Annotated in this window: 13 protein-coding genes and 1 tRNA gene; 5 read left to right on the plus strand and 9 right to left on the minus strand. The window is 73.2% G+C overall.

Annotated features, from left to right (window positions below; genetic code table 11):
- Nucleotides 1–252 precede the first annotated feature (252 nt).
- Nucleotides 253–1,167, minus strand: coding sequence for a serine protease (locus ACFV6I_RS16895; RefSeq protein ID WP_380343765.1), 915 nt, complete (start codon nucleotides 1,165–1,167; stop codon nucleotides 253–255).
- Nucleotides 1,168–1,392: 225 nt separating this feature from the next.
- Here ACFV6I_RS16895 and ACFV6I_RS16900 point away from each other — a divergent pair, with 225 nt between their 5' ends.
- Nucleotides 1,393–2,268: a metallophosphoesterase gene (locus ACFV6I_RS16900; RefSeq protein ID WP_063347425.1), complete on the plus strand. Its 876-nt coding sequence runs from the start codon at nucleotides 1,393–1,395 to the stop codon at nucleotides 2,266–2,268.
- Between the two features lie 54 nt (nucleotides 2,269–2,322).
- On the opposite strand, the gene ACFV6I_RS16905 is transcribed toward ACFV6I_RS16900, so the two are convergent.
- The 4 genes from ACFV6I_RS16905 to ACFV6I_RS16920 all read right to left on the minus strand — a co-directional run bounded on the left by ACFV6I_RS16905 (nucleotide 2,323) and on the right by ACFV6I_RS16920 (nucleotide 7,559).
- A complete protein-coding gene (locus ACFV6I_RS16905; protein ID WP_380343817.1) occupies nucleotides 2,323–4,857 on the minus strand; it encodes an ATP-dependent Clp protease ATP-binding subunit in 2,535 nt (844 codons plus the stop codon).
- A gap of 121 nt (nucleotides 4,858–4,978) precedes the next feature.
- Nucleotides 4,979–5,536 (minus strand): hypothetical protein, encoded by a 558-nt coding sequence (locus tag ACFV6I_RS16910; RefSeq protein ID WP_380375117.1) that lies wholly within the window; start codon nucleotides 5,534–5,536, stop codon nucleotides 4,979–4,981.
- 225 nt (nucleotides 5,537–5,761) lie between these two features.
- A complete protein-coding gene (locus tag ACFV6I_RS16915) occupies nucleotides 5,762–7,147 on the minus strand; it encodes a Dyp-type peroxidase (protein ID WP_380425992.1) in 1,386 nt (461 codons plus the stop codon).
- A gap of 340 nt (nucleotides 7,148–7,487) precedes the next feature.
- Nucleotides 7,488–7,559: transfer RNA gene (locus ACFV6I_RS16920), tRNA-Val, on the minus strand.
- Nucleotides 7,560–7,727: 168 nt separating this feature from the next.
- Here ACFV6I_RS16920 and ACFV6I_RS16925 point away from each other — a divergent pair.
- Complete coding sequence (locus ACFV6I_RS16925; protein ID WP_380426004.1) at nucleotides 7,728–9,089, plus strand: hypothetical protein; 1,362 nt, start codon at nucleotides 7,728–7,730, stop codon at nucleotides 9,087–9,089.
- A 122-nt stretch (nucleotides 9,090–9,211) separates the two neighbouring features.
- Nucleotides 9,212–9,442, plus strand: a complete 231-nt coding sequence (locus tag ACFV6I_RS16930; protein ID WP_063347431.1) for a zinc ribbon domain-containing protein — start codon at nucleotides 9,212–9,214, stop codon at nucleotides 9,440–9,442.
- 10 nt (nucleotides 9,443–9,452) lie between these two features.
- Here the strand turns inward: ACFV6I_RS16930 and ACFV6I_RS16935 are convergent, their stop codons facing one another.
- The 3 genes from ACFV6I_RS16935 to ACFV6I_RS16945 all read right to left on the minus strand — a co-directional run bounded on the left by ACFV6I_RS16935 (nucleotide 9,453) and on the right by ACFV6I_RS16945 (nucleotide 14,106).
- Nucleotides 9,453–10,310, minus strand: a complete 858-nt coding sequence (locus tag ACFV6I_RS16935; protein ID WP_380425994.1) for an HAD family hydrolase — start codon at nucleotides 10,308–10,310, stop codon at nucleotides 9,453–9,455.
- Nucleotides 10,310–12,784 (minus strand): phosphoribosyltransferase, encoded by a 2,475-nt coding sequence (locus ACFV6I_RS16940; protein ID WP_380425996.1) that lies wholly within the window; start codon nucleotides 12,782–12,784, stop codon nucleotides 10,310–10,312. Before ACFV6I_RS16940 ends, ACFV6I_RS16935 begins: the two co-directional genes overlap by 1 nt.
- A gap of 125 nt (nucleotides 12,785–12,909) precedes the next feature.
- On the minus strand, nucleotides 12,910–14,106 hold the full coding sequence (locus tag ACFV6I_RS16945; RefSeq protein WP_380425998.1) for an HpcH/HpaI aldolase/citrate lyase family protein: 1,197 nt from the start codon (nucleotides 14,104–14,106) through the stop codon (nucleotides 12,910–12,912).
- Nucleotides 14,107–14,479: 373 nt separating this feature from the next.
- On the opposite strand from ACFV6I_RS16945, the gene ACFV6I_RS16950 reads away from it, so the two are divergent.
- On the plus strand, nucleotides 14,480–15,661 hold the full coding sequence (locus tag ACFV6I_RS16950) for a TerD family protein (RefSeq protein ID WP_380426000.1): 1,182 nt from the start codon (nucleotides 14,480–14,482) through the stop codon (nucleotides 15,659–15,661).
- A gap of 89 nt (nucleotides 15,662–15,750) precedes the next feature.
- On the opposite strand, the gene ACFV6I_RS16955 is transcribed toward ACFV6I_RS16950, so the two are convergent.
- Nucleotides 15,751–16,497 carry a hypothetical protein gene (locus ACFV6I_RS16955; protein ID WP_063347436.1) on the minus strand — a complete coding sequence of 249 codons (747 nt, stop codon included), beginning with the start codon at nucleotides 16,495–16,497 and terminating at the stop codon, nucleotides 15,751–15,753.
- 373 nt (nucleotides 16,498–16,870) lie between these two features.
- On the opposite strand from ACFV6I_RS16955, the gene ACFV6I_RS16960 reads away from it, so the two are divergent.
- Nucleotides 16,871–18,014, plus strand: a 1,144-nt coding sequence (locus ACFV6I_RS16960; RefSeq protein WP_380426002.1) for a DUF2637 domain-containing protein, incomplete at its 3' end; no start/stop codon positions are given.

Consider the following 18,014-nt stretch of genomic DNA (forward strand, 5'->3'; position numbering starts at 1 on the left):
GGTGTACACAAATCCTCATGTGTTCCCAGGTTTTTCTTGGCCGCTCGGCGGGGAGGACTGGGGGGGGGGGGTGGGGCGCGGGCCGCGTGGGGGCCGGCCGATGGGGCCCCCGGCGTTGCGGGGGGGCCCCATCGGGGATCGGTGCTGGTCAGCGGGGTCGCCCCGGTTCCGTCACGACGTGGCGGTCGGGCGCGGGATGGCGGTCAGGCCAGGTCGGGTCAGCTCAGGCCAGGGCCGTCGTGACGGTTCAGGTCAGGGCCGGACCAGGGTGCAGCCGGGCAGGGTGAGGTCGAACCGGTTGCCGGCGGCGAAGCAGGCCGGGATGCCGTAGGTCTCCTGGGCGTAGCCGATGCCCTGGTGCACCGTCACCGAGCCGTTCTCGTCGACCTCACACGGGTTGTCGAGGGTGCAGGACTCGCCGTTCTCGTTGATCGTGTTGTTGACCGCGACCACCTGCCCGGTGTTCGCGTCCACCACCGGCGAGCCGGAGGTACCGCCGATCACGTTGCAGCCGGAGGTGTAGCGGACCGAGTCCTTGAAGGTCCAGTCCGCCTCGTTCAACTGGTAGGCGAAGCCGTCGATCGAGCAGGAGTAGATCTTCTTCCAGTAGCCCGAGACGACCTTGATCGAGGTGCCCTGCGTGGGGTGGGCGGCGGAGATGGTCAACGGGGCGATCCCGTACCGGGACTGGATCGAGGCGTAGCTGGTGTTCAGCTGGTAGATCGACACGTCGGTGTCGGTCATGGCGCCGTAGACCACCTTGGTCGCGCGCAGGGTGCCGAGCCCGCTGCCGCTGGAGCTGAGGAGGGTGAAGGTCCGGCTGGAGGGCTGGTTGAGGATCACCTCGCCGGGGCCGGGCATGCCGGACTCCAGGCAGTGGCCGTTGGACAGGACGAGGGCCGGGTCGCTCGCGGCCGAGCCTGGCATCCGGACCAGCGAACCGGAACAGTTGTTGAGGGCCACCGTCCCGGCGAAGTTGACGGCGCGGGGGGCCGCCTTGGTGTCGGTGACCTGGGCCTGGGCGCTCAGGGACTGGCCGTCCTGGGCCGCGACGGACACGGCGGCGGGGGCCTCCGCGGTGGCGGCCTGGGCCGGGAGGGCGCCGGCGAGGGCGGTTGCTCCGGCGACCAGGACGGTGGCGAGCATGCCTATGAGCGGCTTCTTCATGAGAGACCTCTCGGTGTGGGGGTGCACCAAAGCTGTCGCGGACATGACTCACTGTCAAGAGTCAAGACGACACCAAGAAAGCACTTCGGCCGCAATGGCTCGTTCGCGCGGTGGCGGCGGTCCGCCGGCCCCTCCCTTCGCACGGCCGATCGCGTCAACCCGCCCCACGGTCCCCGTCCGCCACGTACTGTGGCGACATCGGACGGGTGACCACAGGGGGCAGGAGTGACTACCGAGTACCGCAGCGACGCGCCGTCGGAGCCCACGGGGGCGGGCGGGCGGTTGCTCGCCGTGAGCGACCTGCACATCTCCTACCAGGAGAACCGCGACCTGGTGGAGAAGATCCGGCCCACCACCCCCGACGACTGGCTGCTCGTCGCCGGAGACGTCGCCGAACTCACCACCAGCGTCGAGTGGGCGCTCGGACTGCTCGCCGAACGCTTCGCCCGCGTGGTGTGGGCCCCCGGCAACCACGAGCTGTGGACCCACCCCGAGGACCCGGTGCAGCTGCGCGGCGTGGCCCGCTACGACCACCTGGTCGACCTCTGCCGGAACCTCGGCGTGCTCACCCCTGAGGACCCGTACCCGCTCTGGCAGGGCGCCGGCGGACCGGTCCGCATCGCCCCGCTCTTCCTCCTGTACGACTACTCCTTCCGCGCGCCGGGCACGACCACCAAGGAGGAGTCCCTGGCGGCTGCCTACGAGAGCGGCATCGTCTGCGCGGACGAGCGGATGCTCCACCCGGACCCGTTCCCGGACCGCGACTCCTGGTGCCGCGAGCGCGTCCGGCTGACCGAGCAGCGGCTGGCGGCCTGCGACCCGGACGTACCGCTCGTCCTGGTCAACCACTACCCGTTGGTCCGCCACCCCACCGAGATCCTCTGGTACCCCGAGTTCGCCCAGTGGTGCGGCACCGAACTGACCGCGGACTGGCACCGCCGCTTCAACACCGCGGCGATGATCTACGGCCATCTGCACATCCCCCGCAAGACCAGCTACGACGGCGTCCCGTTCGAGGAGGTCTCGCTCGGCTACCCGCGCGAGTGGCGCAAGCGCGGGCTGCCGGAGCCGCTGCTGCGCGAGGTCTTCCCGCAGGCGTAGGTACGCGCTGCCCCGCCGCCGGACCGTCCGGCGGCGGGGCAGATCTCCGACGGATCAGGCCTCCCCCGCTTCCTCCTCCGCCTTCTCCTGCGCCTCCTCGAAGGTCGCCGACGCCTCCGGCCGGGCGAGCGTGACCACCAGGTCGCCGTCGCTCACCTCCGCGATCAGCGTGTCGCCCTCCCGCACCGTGCCGTCCAGCAGCAGGTTGGACACCCGGTTGTCCAGCTCCGACTGGATCGTCCGGCGCAGCGGCCGGGCCCCGAACTCCGGCTGGTACCCGCGGTTGACCAGCCACTCCTTGGCCGCCTCGGTGACCTCCAACTGCACGTCCTGCGCCTTGAGCCGACGCCGGCTGCGCTCCAGCAGCAGACCGACCACCGACAGCAGGTCCTTCCGGGTGAGCGCGTGGAAGACGATCACCTCGTCGATCCGGTTCAGGAACTCCGGCCGGAACTGCTGGTGCAGGTCGCGCATCAGGTCGCCACGGATCTCGTCCACGTTCCCGGCGTGGTCGAGGATGCGCTGCGAGCCGATGTTGCTGGTCATGATCACCACGGTGTTGCGGAAGTCGACCGTCCGCCCCTGGGAGTCGGTCAGCCGCCCGTCGTCCAGCACCTGGAGCAGCAGGTTGAAGACGTCCGGGTGCGCCTTCTCCACCTCGTCGAAGAGCAGCACGCTGTACGGCTTGCGGCGGACGGCCTCGGTCAGCTGCCCGGCCTCGTCGTAGCCGACGTACCCGGGCGGGGAGCCGACCAGCCGGGAGACGGTGTGCTTCTCCTGGAACTCGCTCATGTCGAAGCGGATCATCCGGTCCGGGTCGCCGAACAGCAGCGCCGCCAGCGCCTTCGCCAGCTCGGTCTTGCCCACGCCGGTCGGCCCGAGGAAGAGGAAGGAGCCGGTCGGCCGGTCCGGGTCGCCCATCCCGGCCCGGCCGCGGCGCACCGCCTGGGCGACCGCGGTGACCGCCTCGTCCTGGCCGATCACCTTCTCGTGCAGGTGCTCCTCCAGCTTGAGCAGCCGCTCCCGCTCGGTCGCGTTCAACTCCGCGACCGGGATGCCGGTCCGGGACGACAGCACCTGCGCGATGTCGTCGGCGGTCACGTCGACGACCTCCTCACGGGACTCGGCGACGGCCGCCAGCTCGTCCTCGGTCTGCCGCAGCTCGGCCTTCAGGTTGGCCGCCCGCACGAACTCCTCGTCCGCGACGGCCTCGTCCAACTCCCGCTTCAGCTTGGTGATCCGGTCCTGTACCCCGGTCGCCTCGGTCGAGCCGCTCAGGCTGCGCAACCGCACCCGGGCACCGGCCTGGTCCAGCAGGTCGATCGCCTTGTCCGGCAGGAAGCGGTCGCTGACGTACCGGTCGGACAGCGTCGCCGCCGCGTCCAGCGCCTCGTCGGTGAACCGCACCTGGTGGTGCGCCTCGTACGCGTCCCGCAGCCCCCGCAGGATCTCGATCGTCTCCTCGACGCTCGGCTCGGGCACCAGCACCGGCTGGAAGCGGCGCTCCAGCGCGGCGTCCTTCTCCACGTGCTTGCGGTACTCGTCCAGCGTCGTCGCGCCGACCACGCTCAGTTCACCGCGCGCCAGCGCCGGCTTGAGGATGTTGCCGGCGTCCATCGAACCCTCGCCGCCGGAACCCGCGCCGACCACGGTGTGCAGCTCGTCCAGGAACAGGATCACGCTCTTCTCGGCCGCCGTGACCTCGTCGATCACCTTCTTCAGCCGCTCCTCGAACTCGCCCCGGTACTTGGAGCCGGCCACCAGGGCGGTCAGGTCGAGGGTGACGACCCGCTTGTCCCGCAGGCTCTGCGGCACGTCCCCGGAGACGATCCGCTGCGCCAGCCCCTCCACGATCGCGGTCTTGCCGACGCCCGGCTCGCCGATCAGCACCGGGTTGTTCTTGGTCCGGCGGGACAGGATCTCGACGGTCTGCTCGATCTCCTCGGCCCGCCCGACCACCGGGTCCAGCCGGCCCGAGCGCGCCGCCTCGGTGAGGTCCAGCCCGTACTCGTCCAGCGTCGGCGTCTCGCTCGGGTGCGCGCCCGTGCTGCTGCGCTCCCCGCCGACACCGCGCCCCTCCAGCACCGTCTTCAGCGCCTCCTGCGAGGGCGCCGCGTTGCGCAGCGCCGTCCCCGCCCCGGACCGCTCCTGGTCCAGCAGCGCGCCGAGGATGTGCTCCGGCCCGATGTACGAGGCCCCGGCCGCCTGCGAACGGGCGTGCGCCGCCAGCAGCGCGCGCTTGGCCGACGGCGTCAGCGCGGGCTGCCCGTCCACCGCCGCCGGATCCCCGGACGGCAACGACCGCTCCAGGTCACCGGCCAGCTGGTCCGGGTCGATCCCCGCCCGCTCCAGCATCCGGCGCGACGGCTCCACCCGGGTGGCCGCCCAGGCCAGGTGCCCGGTGTCGAGATCACTGATCCCGTCCTCGCCGGCCCGGTGCGCGGCCAACCCCAGCAGCTCCTGCGAGGACTCGCTCAGCAACCGCCCGATCGGCACCCGCTGCACGGCGGGCGGGGAGGCCATCGGACTCATCCCGAAGAAGCGGCTGAGCAGATCGGAGAACGGATCACTCGATCCGAACGGGGGCATGGTCACGGAGGATCACCTCTCCCAAGCGGTGTGCAGCCACCCAAACACAGCCCACCCCACCCCGCCTCCCGAACCCCGGCCCCTCCCGCACGGGCGCCGGCGCGCCTGTCGACGCACGCGGTCAGCTCTGGGCGGCGTCCAGCAGGTCGTCGAACGCGGCGGCCACCGCGATGGCCTTGCCGATGTCCCTGGGGGTGGCCTCCGGGTTCGGCCCGCCGTACCAGACGTTGGCCTGCACCTGGTACTTCGCGATGTAGTCGATCGCCTGGTCGGAGGCCAGGCCCGGGTAGCCGGCCGCCACGTCGTTGAACATGTGGTCGATCCACGGGGTGGCGAAGCGGATGACGTCGATGACGTAGGGCTTGAACTCGTCGCTGTAGGTCGCGCAGAACAGCACCTGATGACCGTCGTTGACGAGCGCGACCCGCAGGTCGTGGACCGTCCCGAGGCGGTTCTCCCAGTAGGGCGCCTCGATGCAGGCCTTCTCGGCGCGCTCCAGGAAGACGGCGGGCCCGGTCGGCTGGATGACCGGTGCGATCAGGGTGAACTCCGACCGGTTCACCGCCCGCAGGCCGACGCCCTCGGTCTGCTGACGGGGGCTCTGGAAGGCCTTGGCGATCTCCTCGACCGACACGTCCGGTGAGATCGGCTGGTAGGTCGACGGGTCGAAGTCGTACATCTGGATTCCTTTCGGGCAAAGCGTCAGGACGGGTCGGGAAGCACGTCGGCGGCCGAGGCCGGCTCGGCGCGGCGCCGGCCGTTCAGCTCGTGGCGCAGCACCGACGAGCGCCGGTACACCTCCTTACGGACGGTCTGGACTACTGGAGGCGCCGGTCGAAGTCCGGCTCCGGTGGTACGAGATCGGGTGAGTGCCGCACGGGGGTGAAGTCCTTCTCGGGCGGGGTCACCTGTCGTCCTCCGATGTCGATGAGTGCGGCGCGGCGGACGGGCCACCGGCCGGGTCCGGCAGTGCGGTGAGCCAGGCGATCGCGGCGAGGCCGGGCAGGAAGCAGTACTCGCCGCCGCGCACGGTCACGAACCGGGGTAGCCCGGTGAGCCGGCGCCGGACCGGGCGGGCCGGGATGGTGTGCACACCGGCGCCGCCGCTGTTGCCGACCAGCGGGTCCTGCTCGGGGCCGAGGCCGGCGAAGTCGCCGTCGTTGAGCCACACCTGCTGCACGAACTCGAACTGCCGGGACAGGCTGGCGCCCATGAAGATGAAGATGATCCCGCGCTCCGCGCCGTCGTCCTCCAAGGCCCCGGCCGGCAGCAGCGGGCCGTACGCCGCGCCGCGCCGCAACACCCGGTGGATGCCGGTCTCGACCACGGTGTCGGCCAGGCCGTCCCTCGGGTTGGCCCGCCGGATGTGCGCGCCGCGCGGGACGAGCAGGCCCCGCGGGTCGTCGTGGTAGCGGAAGTCGTTGTTGCGCGTCGGATCGGCGCCCAGGTCCGGATCGTCGTGCTCCGGCGCCAACGCCAGCGGCGCACCGCTGCGCCAGCGACCGACGATCTTGGCCGCGAGCAGTTCCTCGTCCTCGGGCGAGCGGGCCTGGTCCCGCAGGTACCTGCGGAACGCGGCCACGTCCGCGTGCATCTGGCGGAAGGCCAGGTAGCAGCCGTTGCGGCCGAGCACGTCCGGCGCGGGCCCCGCCGGCGCCGCCCCGGACTCGTCCGGGTAGCCGAAGAGGAACTCGCCGGGCTGGACGGCGTCCTGGCCGGGCAGCGACCGCTCGGCACTGCCGAGCAGGTACGGGCTGGAGATGCCGTCCCGGAACCCGAAGTGCTCGCGCCCGGTGACCGGGGAACCGACGTCGAGCCGGTAGACCAGGCTCACCCCGGCCAGTCGGCCAGCCGCCGCCACCGGCTCGTGGAGCCCCTCGGGGGCCGTCGCAATGATCACCACCCCGATGTGCACGTCGGGGCCGCCCAGCGGCGGGGGCCAGTTACCGGGGTCGCTGGCACCGAGGTCTCCCAGCACCTCCTTCCGGGCGGCCATGCCGGCCCGGAACTCCGGGGAGAACGAGGCCAGCGAACCCGGCGGCACGCCCAGCCGGGCCAGCCCCCGGTACGTGAAGGCGACATTGAGGGTGAACGGGCGGGGCCGATCCCAGTCCGCCGCGCTGGTGACCTCCGGCAGGACCTCGCGCAGCGACCGCTTCGCCGCGGCCGGGTCGTCGATCCGGTAGAGCAGGTAGACACCGTGGTAGACGTCCGGACGACGCCGCAGCACGGTGCCCTGGATGTCCTCCAGCTCCAACGTCGGCACCGCACCGGCGGTGGGCCCACTCACCCGCGCGGGGCGAACGGTCGGAGGGTCAGGGGCATGGCGGCCTCCTCAGCACAGTCACAAACCTGCGCACACTGTGCAATGCGGACATCGCCCACAGTGGGAGTTCACACAGCGTGTCGAGCCGGCGATCTCACGCCGGAACCACCAGGCGGATCACAGCCACGGGAAGGATTCCGGCCATCGGCACTCGAAGGCCATGGAGTCGGCCGAACAGAAAAGCGGCCGAACTCGCTGCCGAGTCGGCCGCCCTGGCGGCTCCAGCCGCAGGAGCTGCGGCGTGACGTGTTCTCGATGTTCTTCGATCTCGGCGCGGGCCCTCACGGACCCACACCCCTTGCTGTGGGCGCGGACGGTTTCGAACCGCCGACATCTGCTTTGTAAGAGCAGCGCTCTACCACTGAGCTACGCGCCCCCTGTCGTGGCCCGGTGGGGGCACGACGACTGCCTAGGGTACCTGGTCCCGGGGGGTGCTGTGGTGCGGGTGGTCGGGGAGTGGGACGGGTGGGGGTGCCGGTGGGGTGGGGTGATCGGGAAGAATGGGGGTGGATCAGCGGGTCGGAGCAGGGAGCGCGCAGTGACGGTGGCCGGCGGGAGCGGGCGGGGGTGGCGTCGGGCGGGGAGTGCGCTGGCCGACGCACTGGTGGTGCCGGTGGTGCTGGCGGGTGCGCTGGGTGCGCTGGGGCTGGCCTCGGCCGGGACGGGCGGCTGGTGGGGTCGGCGCGGCGGGGAGGGTGTGCGGGCGGACGCCAAGGCGGCCCGGGACGCCGCGCAGGAGGCGTTCTACGAGCTGGACTCGACGCAGCGCGAGGTGCAGTTGGCGGTGGAGACCGTCCGGGCGGCCGAGGACGAGGCGACGGCCCGCCGGGCGCTGGCGGACCTGGCGGGGATCACCGGCCGGGTGGATCAGGTCACCGTGAACTACCTGGGCGCGTTGGACGCGTACAACCTGGACGACGAGGCGCTGGACGCCGGCGCCGCGGCGCGGGCCCGGCGTCAGTTGGAGGACGTGAAGGGGCAGCTCGGCTCGGCCCGGGCGGAGCTGAACGACTTCCTCCAGCGGCTGCAGCCGGCCCTCCAGCGCGCCGAGCAGCAGCTGATGCGGGTCACCCCGGCGGTGGAGCAGGCGAAGCGCGCGCTACTCCAGGCGAGCAACGCGCTGGACGCGGTGCGCGGCGCCGGGCTGCGGGCGGACGACCTGGCGGCCCGGCTGGCCGAACTGGCGCCGGAGCTCGGGCTGCTGAACGAGGGGCCGGCCCGGCACGGGGTGGCGCCGACGCTGCGGCGCGCGGACGACGTGCGGCAGCGCGCCGAGGCGATTGCGGCCGACGCCGGTCAACTGCCGGAGCGGGCACGGGAGATCGACCGGCGGGTGGCGAGCCTGCGGACCCGGATCCAGGCGCTGGAGACCAAGGCGGAGACGGTCGAGCCGGCGCTGAGCGAACTGCGCCGCCGGTTCAGCTCGGCCTGCTGGCAGGACCTCCAGCGGGTGTCGGAGCAGGTCGCGGAGACCGGGCGGGCGGCGGAGCGCAAGCTCGCCGAGGCCGCCCGGGCCCGGGACGAGCAGCGCTGGGCGGACGCGACGGGCGCGATCGGTACGGTGCGCGCGCTGCTGGACACCGCGGACGGGTCGGTGGTCGCGGTGAACGAGCGGCTGCGGCAGCTGAACGAGGTGCAGCACGACCCGCACCGGGAGGTGGAGCGGGCCCGGTTCGCCCTGCGCGACGCGCAGCGGCTGGCGATGGCGGGCCGCAGCGCGCCGGACCCGCGGCACGCCGCCCCGTTGGACGAGGCGGTGGCACGCCTGGACCGGGCCGTGGCCACCCTGGAGGCGGCCGGCCGGCACCCCGACTACTGGCACTTCCTGACCGAGCTGGCGGGCGTGCGGGAGACGGCGGCGCAGGTGATCGGGCTGATCCGCGGCGATCTGGGCGGGCACCGGTAGCACCGGCCGGGCAGGAAACGGGCAGCGCCCACCGGTAGGGCCCGCCGGTAGGACCCACCAGCAGGACGCCAACAGGGCACCGACAGGACGTCGGCAGGGCGCCGCCTGGGTACCCTGCCGGTATGCCACGCTACGACTTCCGCTGCCGCTCCTGCGGCGCCACCTTCGAACTCCGCCGCCCGATGGCGCAGGCCGGCGCCCCCGCCGTCTGCCCGCAGGGCCACGAGGACACCGTGAAGCTGCTGTCCGCCGTCGCCGTCACCGGCTCCGCTTCGGGCGGCGCCCCGCGCCAGGCCCCCTCCGGCAACGGTGGTGGCGGAGGGGGCTGTTGCGGCGGCGGCTGCTGCGGCTGACCGCTTCCGCTCAGGAAGCGACGGGCGCGCCGGGCACGACCGGCGCGGCGGCCACCCGGGCGAGGAAGCGCCGGACGATCTCCTCCCCCGCCGCCACCCCCACCTCGTCGAGGGCGGTGACGCCGGGGGCGGTCCAGCCGCCGTCGGCGAGTTCGCCGTGCCCGGGCCGCCAGGCGGCGTCGGCGGCGAGCAGCAGGTCGGCGTCGAGCAGTGAGTCGCCGGCCGCGAGCACGGTGGACGCGCCGGTGCGCCGGACGGCTTCGGCGAGGGCGGCGCTCTTGCTGAGCGGCGCGGGGACGGCGTAGACCTTGCGGCCCTGGAGCGAGACCGTCCAGCCGCGTTCGGCGCACCAGCCGGTCAGCTCGTCGAGCCAGCCGCCGGGCAGTGCGGCGCGCTCGACGACGAGGTAGGCGAACAGCCCGTCGGCGACGCGGCGCTTGTGCGTCCACTCCGGGTCGGCGCTCAGGGCGAGCTGCCGGACGACCTCCTCCAGCGGGGCCGCACCGGAGGCGAGCCGCGCGGTGATCTCGGTGCGCCAGTCCTGGTCGGGCACGCCGTCGACGAGCAGGTGCCCGCCGTTGCCGCAGATCGCGTACGCGGGGACCCAACCGGGCGTCGGGCCGGGCAGGTTGATCCGCTCGTACTGGGCGAGGGTGCGGGTGGTGGCGGGGACGAACCAGGCCTGCCGGACGAGTTCGACGAGCAGCGCGGCGGCCTGTTCGGTCATGAACGAGAGCGCCTTGCCGTCGTGCACCTCGACGGAGAGCAGTCGGGGCGCGAGCCGGTCGGGGACGTCCAGGGCGAGGGCCCGGTTGGAGTAGACGAGCGTCCGGTCGAGGTCGCTGGCGACGAGGACATCGGCGTTCATCAGGACTCCTTCACCACAACGGTCCTACCGGAGGCCCCGGTCGCTCCCCGACTGTAGCGGGGGTGGATGAGGCCGACGCAGGAGTACGGCAGGCCGTCCACCTCCTCGACCTCGACGCCGCGCTGGGCGGCGAGCAGCCGGACGTGGTCGAGGTCGGCACCGGCGCCACGCCGGGCGAGGACCCGCCAGGGGACGCGGCGCAGCAGCACCCGGGTGGTCTCGCCGACGCCGGGCTTGACCAGGTTGACGCTGTCGATGCCGTACTCGGTGCTGATCCGTTCGACGGCGGCCCAGCCGGCCCAGTCGGGCGTGCGGTCCGGGGCGGTGGACAGCCGGTCGGCGGCGGCGACGGCCTCCGGGCGGACGGCGTCGAAGTGGTCGGCCACGGTGTCGAGGAAGGCAACGGAGACGTCCGCGCCGGCCAGTTCGGCGTAGTGCTTGGCGCCGTGGAAGTCGTCCGGGCCGATCAGACCGGGCCGCAGCACGGTGCGCGAGACCAGGCCGGAGACGGTGGAGTTGAGGCAGGCGGAGGGGATCAGGAAGTCGTCCCGGGTGCCGTAGGTGCGCGCGCAGCGGCCGGGGTCGGCGAGGACGGCGAGGTCCGGGTCGAAGCCGGTGCCGGCCAGGGCCTCGGCGAGTTCGCGGGTGATCGCGCCCTTGCCGGTCCAGCCGTCGACGAACACGACGTCGCCGGCGCGGTGGTGGGTGGCCAGGTAGCGCAGGGCGACCGGGTCGATGCCGCGGCCGCGGACGATGGAGACGGCGTAGTGCGGGGTGTCGAGGCCGTGGGCGTGGGCGAGCCAGCGGCGGATCAGGATGCCGACGGGCGTGCCGGCCCGGGCCAGCGAGGCGAGCACCAGGCCGGGGCCGCGCTCGCGCAGCAGGGTCTCGGCGACGGTGCCGGCGGCGAGCGCGATGCGGCGGGCGGAGGCGCGCAGCGCCTGGTGGAACAGCTCCTGGTACTCGGGGCTGGGCTGGTACTCGACCGGCAGCGACTCGGCGTAGTGCGCGCCGCCGTTCTGGACGGCCTCCTCGCGCTCCTCGGTGGGGGCTTCGAGCGGGACGCCGGAGAGGTCCTTGAGCAGCCAGGCCACCTCGTCGGGCCGGTAGGAGGAGAACGCCGGGCCGTACAACGGGGACGGCAGGCGGGAAGGCCCGTGGGACGGCAGCCCGGCCGGCATGCGGGACGGCAGCCGGACCGGCCGGTGGGAGGGCAGCACCGCGAGCACCACCTGGTCGGTGACCTGCCGCAGCTGGCCGAGCAGGGCGCGCTCGCCCTCGCGCAGGGCGGGGGTGTCGGCGACGTCGTCGACCACCAGCACGACCGCGTCGAAGCGGCGGGCCGGGTCGCTGCCGGGGGCGACGTTGTAGGCGTAGCGCTCGCGCGACGCGTCGTCCTGCGGGTCGTCGTGGGCGGGGAAGGCGAGGCGGGTGCGGATGGCGTAGCCGGGGTCGTCCACGGCGAGGACGGGCGAGCGGGTGGTGGTGGAGTAGCGGACGCGGTCGCCGCCCAGCCGGTCGGCGAGTGCGCCGGCCAGCCGCAGCGGGGCGTACATCAGCTCCTCGAAGCCGAGGACCAGCACGCGCCGCGCCGTGGCGGGCAGTGCGTCGGCCAGCTGTCCGGCCAGGCGGGGCAGGGCGGCGTCCAGTCGGGCGCGGTCGCGGGCGGTGAACCCGTGCCGGCCGCCGTCGGGGAGCCCGGCGGGCCAGTCCAGGTCGACCCGGGCGAGCGGTGCGGGCGTTCCCGGGGGTGCGGCGGGGGCGGGGGCGGCCTCGGCTATCAGCCGCTCGGCGCGGTCCAGGACGTCGGCGGGCAGCTGGACGGCGCCGCTGGCGGTGGCCACCAGGTCGAGCCGGACGCCGAGTTCGGCGGCGGTGTCGGCGAGCCGGCGGCGGTCGGCGGTGGAGCGCAGGTCGACCAGGGCGACGACGACGTAGTGGTCGCGGGGGTGGCGGGCGTGCAGTTCACGGATGGTGTTGAGGACCGTGCGGCCGGTCGAGAACTCGTCGTCGACCAGCACCAACGGGCCGTCACCGGTGAGGAGTTCGGGATCGGCGGGGAGCAGCAGGTGCGAGGTGGCGTGCGAGTGCTCCTCCTCGAAGCCGCCGAGCGGGGGCACGCCGGGCACCGGGCGGCGGGTGGAGTGCAGGTACGGGGCGTCGAGGCCGTCGGCGACGCTGTGGCCGAGGCCGGTGGCCGTCTCCGCGTAGCCGAGGACGACGGCCCGCGCGGCGGCCTCGTCGCCGAGCAACTCGCTGACCTGCCGGCCGAGTTCGAGCCCTGCGCCGTGGACGACCGCGGGCCGCTGCGGGACGTGCTTGCCGAGCACGGTGGAGACCAGCAGGTGGGCGCGCTTCGGGTTCTGGGAACGCAGGGCCAGGCCCACGAGTTCGGGGAGGCGGTCCGATCCGGTCAGGGCGATGCCGGCCCGGTCGGCGACCCAACGGCCGGTCCACGTCTGCTGTGCTGTCACTGCTGGTCCTGCCTTCGCATGGTGCGGTGGTGCGGTCTTCGGATCAGTCGGATAGGTCGGATCGGTCGGATCGGTCGGATCGGTCGGGCCGTTCAGGCCGGCTGCGGACAGCCCCCTCAGCCCCCTCACTCCCCGCACAGGCAGGCCGCGAGCAGCTCCGCGAAGCTCACGTCCTCCCGGGCCACCCCGAACACCTCCGCCCGCAACAGCACCCGCTCCGCCCAGGCCCGGTGCGGCCGGGCCTCGTTCATCTTGTTGGTGTACGCCGAGCGCAGGACCCCGCCGCCGCCCTGCTCCTGCCGGAGGATGTCCCGGGCGTCGCAGTACTCCTCGTGCGTGACCACGGAGAGGGCGTGCACGGCGGGGACGTGGCTGGGGTGGATGCAGGTCTTGCCGAGCAGGCCGTTGGCCCGGTCGAGCTCGACCTCCCGGATCAGCCCGTCCAGGTCGTGTTCGATGATCCGCCGGCGGACCTCCTCGCCGGAGGCCCGGGTCGTCCCGGGGGCCTCGGCGAACGGCGTGCGGCGCAGCTGCGGCTTGAACATCCGTTCCTGGACCGGGAAGTACTCCCAGACCGGACCGGTGACGGTGTATCCGGTGCCGTCCGCCCGGCCGAGCACGTTGACCACGTCGCCGATCACCGCCGAGACCAGGGCGACGTCGTACGCGGTGAGGTCGGGCGAGCGGCGCAGGCCGTACGCGGAGCAGAGGTCGGTCACGCCGAGGCGGACGGCGAGCACCCGCTCCCGGTGCCCGGCGAGCAGGTCGGCGATGCCGAAGAGCTGCTGGCGCCTGGTCTCCAGGTGGGCGAGTTCGGGTGACTCCAGGACGGGCATGGCGAACAGCCGGCGCCCGGTGGCGGCCTCGGCGGCGGCCAGGGCGGCCAGGTACGCGCTGCCGGTCTGCGTGGTGAACTTCGGCAGGACGAACCCGCTCAGCAGCTCGACGGCCGGCCCGAGCCGCTCGGCCAGGTCGAGGATCTGGGAGGCGGCTCGAACTCTGATGAAGAGCAGGGGGTGGCTTTGTGTGCAGTCGGTGAAATCCCTGACCAGGTCATTCAACTGCTCGATCAGGTTCCGCTCCCCCGCGTCCACCTCGTGGTCGGCGATCGCGTCCTCCAGGCAGAGCACCATCGACACCACGCCCCGAGCAGCCTGTTTGCGGATGTCGGCGGCCAGCGCGGGCCGGGTGGCGGGGCTGTAGAGGGTGCCGCCGAGGGCGGTGGCCAGCACCGCGGCCTCGCTCCGCGCGGTGAACGGCCGGGGCGGTTCGAGGAAGAGGCGACCGCGTACGTCGTCGGCGAGGTGGCCGAAATGGCGCAAGGTGCTCTCCTCAGAGGTTTGACGGCCGCCGGTCCGTTGCCGGGGCGTGCGGCGGCGCGGGACGACACCGCGATCCAGCGGTGCGACACCATGGTTAACCGGTCCACGGGGCTCCGTGGTTCCCGGCCGGACGCCGGCGGGCCCCCCTCCGCCCGACCCCGGCGGGCCCTTGGACCGCCCATCGTACGGACGGATTCCGGCCGTCCCCGGTTCCTCGGCACTGAACTCCCGGAACATCGCCGTCCAGATCACCGATCACCGGTCGAGCACCGGCAAACCCCCGGCAAGCGCAAGTCTTGGCAAAGTCCGACCCGGTTCCGACGGTCCCGGTCACGTTGTCCGAAGGGGTGGCGAACGGGCAGGATGGTCGGCTATGACGCACGTGATGGCCAAGGGCGCCAACATCGCACTGCCGGCTGCGGCGGTCCGCGCCGTGCTGCGCTGGAGCGCCACGCCCGGTGCGCCGGACGTGGACGCGTCCGCGCTGCTGCTCGGCGCCACCGGCAAGGTCCGTTCGGATGCCGACTTCGTCTTCTACAACCAGCCGCGGCACCCCTCCGGCCTGGTGCGCCACCTGCCCAAGCAGCAGACCTCCGGCGGCGCCGAGATCATCGACACGATCGAGGTCGAACTCGCCAAGCTGCCCGCCGACGTCGACCGGGTGGTGCTGGCCGGCTCCTCCGAGGGCGGCTCCTTCCGCACGGTGCCCGGGCTGCGCCTGCTGCTCTTCGACGCCACGGCCGGGGACGGCGCGCCCGCACTCGCCGAGTTCGCGATCTCCGACGGCGAGAACGTCACCGCCCTGGTCGCGGGCGAGCTGTACCGGCGCTCCGGCGCCTGGAAGTTCCGGGCGATCGGCCAGGGCTACACCTCCGGCCTGATCGGCCTGGCCACCGACTTCGGCATCACCGTCGACGACGAGGCGGAGGCCGCCGCGGCCCCGGCGGCGGCCTCGACGGCCACCCCCACCGTCACCCCCACCGCCGCCGTCGACCCCCGCAGCACCCCGCTGCCCGCCCCGCGCCCGACCGCCCCGCCCGAGCCCGGCACCTTCACCCTGGCCCCGGCCGTCCCGCAGCCGTCGGCCACCCCCCAGGGCCGGCCCCAGCAGCAGCCCGCCGCGGCCGCCACCGGCGCGGTGCCGCCCCCGCCGACCGCGCCGCCCGCCGTTCCCCCGGCCACTGCGCCAGCCCCGCCCGCACCCCCGACCCACCAGCCCGGCACCGGGTACGGCTACCCGCACCAGCCGCAGCCCCAGCAGCCGCCCGGCACCGGCTACGGCTATCCGCAGCAGCAGCCCGGTACCGGCTACGGGTACCCGCAGCCCACCCCCCAGCCGTACCCGCAGCAGCAGGGCACCGGCTACGGCTACCCGCACCAGCAGCAGCCCGCCCCGCAGCAGCACCCCGGCAGCTACGGCTACCCGCACGCCGGCACCGGCCAGCAGCCGCCGGCCCAGGCCCCCGCGCAACCACCGGCCCAGGCACCGGCCCAGCCGCCCACCGGCGAGGAGTTCGCCCTGCCGCCGCAGGGCCCGCAGTTCCAGCCCCGCTGATCGGCCTGCGCAGGGCATGACCGCCGCCCGGCTCCGACCGGACCGAACAGGGCCGAGGCCGGACAGGGCCGGGCCGGGCCGGACAGGGTCTAGTCGGAGCCGCCCTGGCTCTTGTACCCGCGCTGCCACTGCAGCCCGAACCCGTACAGCCGGTCGATGTCCGCCTGGAACCCGTTGACGTACCGCACCTCACGGCGCACCGTCAGCTGGTTGTCCCCCGCGTTCTCGATCAGCACCACCGCGCACGAGCGCGCCGCCCGGGCCCGTTCGTCCAGCTTGATCTCGATCCGTGGCCCGGTCTGCGGCACGATCGTCACCACCGCGTGGGACTGCTCGAAGGCCGGCGTGCCGTCGTAGATGTAGACGAAGATCAGCAGCCGTTTGAACTTGTCCTTCTTCTCCAGGTTGACGTACATCGTCTCGCCGGACGGCGCCCCGTACTGGTCGTCGCCGCTGAGCTTGATGTACGGCGGTTGCCGGAGGTCGCCGAAGTAGCCGCCGAGCGGCTGCACCACGCCGCTGCTCCCGTCGGACAGTTCGTACATGCACGCCAGGTCGAGGTCGACGTTGACCTGCTCGTTCTGCACCGAGTCCGGCTCCAGCGGGCGCAGGATGCGGGGGCTGAAGAGGCGCTTGGCGCGTTCCCGGGCACTGGGCCGGACGGCCCCGGAGCGGGTGGTCCAGTGCAGGTTGACGTAGAGGTAGCCGGTGGTGGCCGCGGCCCCGGTGATCGCGTGCTGCGGGGTCGACTTGGTGAGTATGACCTTGTGCTGACCGCCCGGGTTGTCGAAGGTGTAGTTCCGCTCCCCGCGCAGGTACTCCCAGATCGAGACCATCCCGCCCTCTCCCCCTGCTCCCGTCAGGCGATCTGACGGTCCGCCGCTCCATGATCGGGCATCAGCCCGGCCCTCGGATACCCAAACCTCCCCCTCCCCTACCCCGTCGGGCCCCCCGGCGCTCACCGCCGGGTCGACGAGTGGAGCGGTCGGCGGGTCGATTGGCGGGAGGAAGCCCCCCTCCCGTAACATGCCGCCCCTTCGGACGCGATATCGTCTAGCCGCACAGGTGTCCCGTCCGCCCCTGCGCGGGTGCGGCGGGTACGCCGTGCGGCGACGAACGAATCGTCAGGCGCTCCCCGAGTACCGGGAGCTGACCGCCTGTGTCGCTCTGTGAACCCGTCCCCTGCGGAAACCCGAGGCCCGACCCGCAATGAACCTGACCTCCATACAGCTGGTCTGGACCGTCGTCGGCGGCGCAGCCCTGCTGTTCGTCGCCGTCCTGCTGGCGACGCTGCGTTTCAAGAACACGAAGAAGGAAGAGGCCGGCGACTCCTGGGAGCGCAGCGAGGAGCGTCGGCGGCGCAAGGAGATGATCTACGGCATCTCCTCCTACACGCTGCTGTTCTGCTGCGCCGGTGTCGCGGCCGCGCTGTCCTTCCACGGCCTGGTGGGCTTCGGCAAGGAGAACCTGGGGCTGTCCGGCGGCTGGGAGTACCTCGTCCCGTTCGGCCTCGACGGCGCCGCGATGTTCTGCTCGGTGCTCGCCGTGCGCGAGGCCAGCCACGGTGACGCCGCGCTCGGCTCCCGCCTGCTGGTCTGGGTGTTCGCGATCGCCTCGGCCTGGTTCAACTGGGTGCACGCGCCGCGCGGCGTGACGCACGACGGCGCCCCGCAGTTCTTCTCCGGCATGTCGATCTCGGCGGCGATCCTGTTCGACCGCGCGCTGAAGCAGACCCGCAAGGCCGCGCTGCGCGAGCAGGGGCTCGTGCCGCGCCCGCTGCCGCAGATCCGGATCGTCCGCTGGCTGCGCGCCCCGCGCGAGACCTACGCGGCCTGGTCGCTGATGCTGCTGGAGAACGTCCGCAGCCTGGACGAGGCGGTCGAGGAGGTGCGCGAGGAGCGCCAGGCCAAGCTGGACGCCAAGGTGCGGGCCCGCACGGCCGACCGCCGCGAGCGGGCCGAGCTGAAGGCCATCTCCCGCCAGGGCGGCATGCTCGCCCGGGCCCGCGGCGGCCGCCAGGTGCCCGCGCTCACGGCTGCCGGCGACGGCCAGACCGCTACGGAGCCTGCCCTAGCCGCCGAGTCGGACACCGCCTCCTCGTACCAGGCCGCCTCGGGCCCGCTGGAGCCGGCCGCGCTGGACGCCGGCCGCCGCCCGCGTGCCGCCGTCGGCTCGTCGTACGCGCCGTCCTCCTCGGCGTCCTCCTCGTCCTCGTCCTACTCCTCGTCCTCGTCCGTCGGATCGGCCTCGGGCTCGTCCTACCGCAGCTCGGCCATCGACCTGACGGCCGACGACGACACCCTGTCGATGCCCAAGCTGGTCTCGCTGGAGCGCAATCTGCGCGCAATCGAGC

The organism is Kitasatospora sp. NPDC059803 (assembly GCF_042732255.1).
Lineage (GTDB): Bacteria > Actinomycetota > Actinomycetes > Streptomycetales > Streptomycetaceae > Kitasatospora.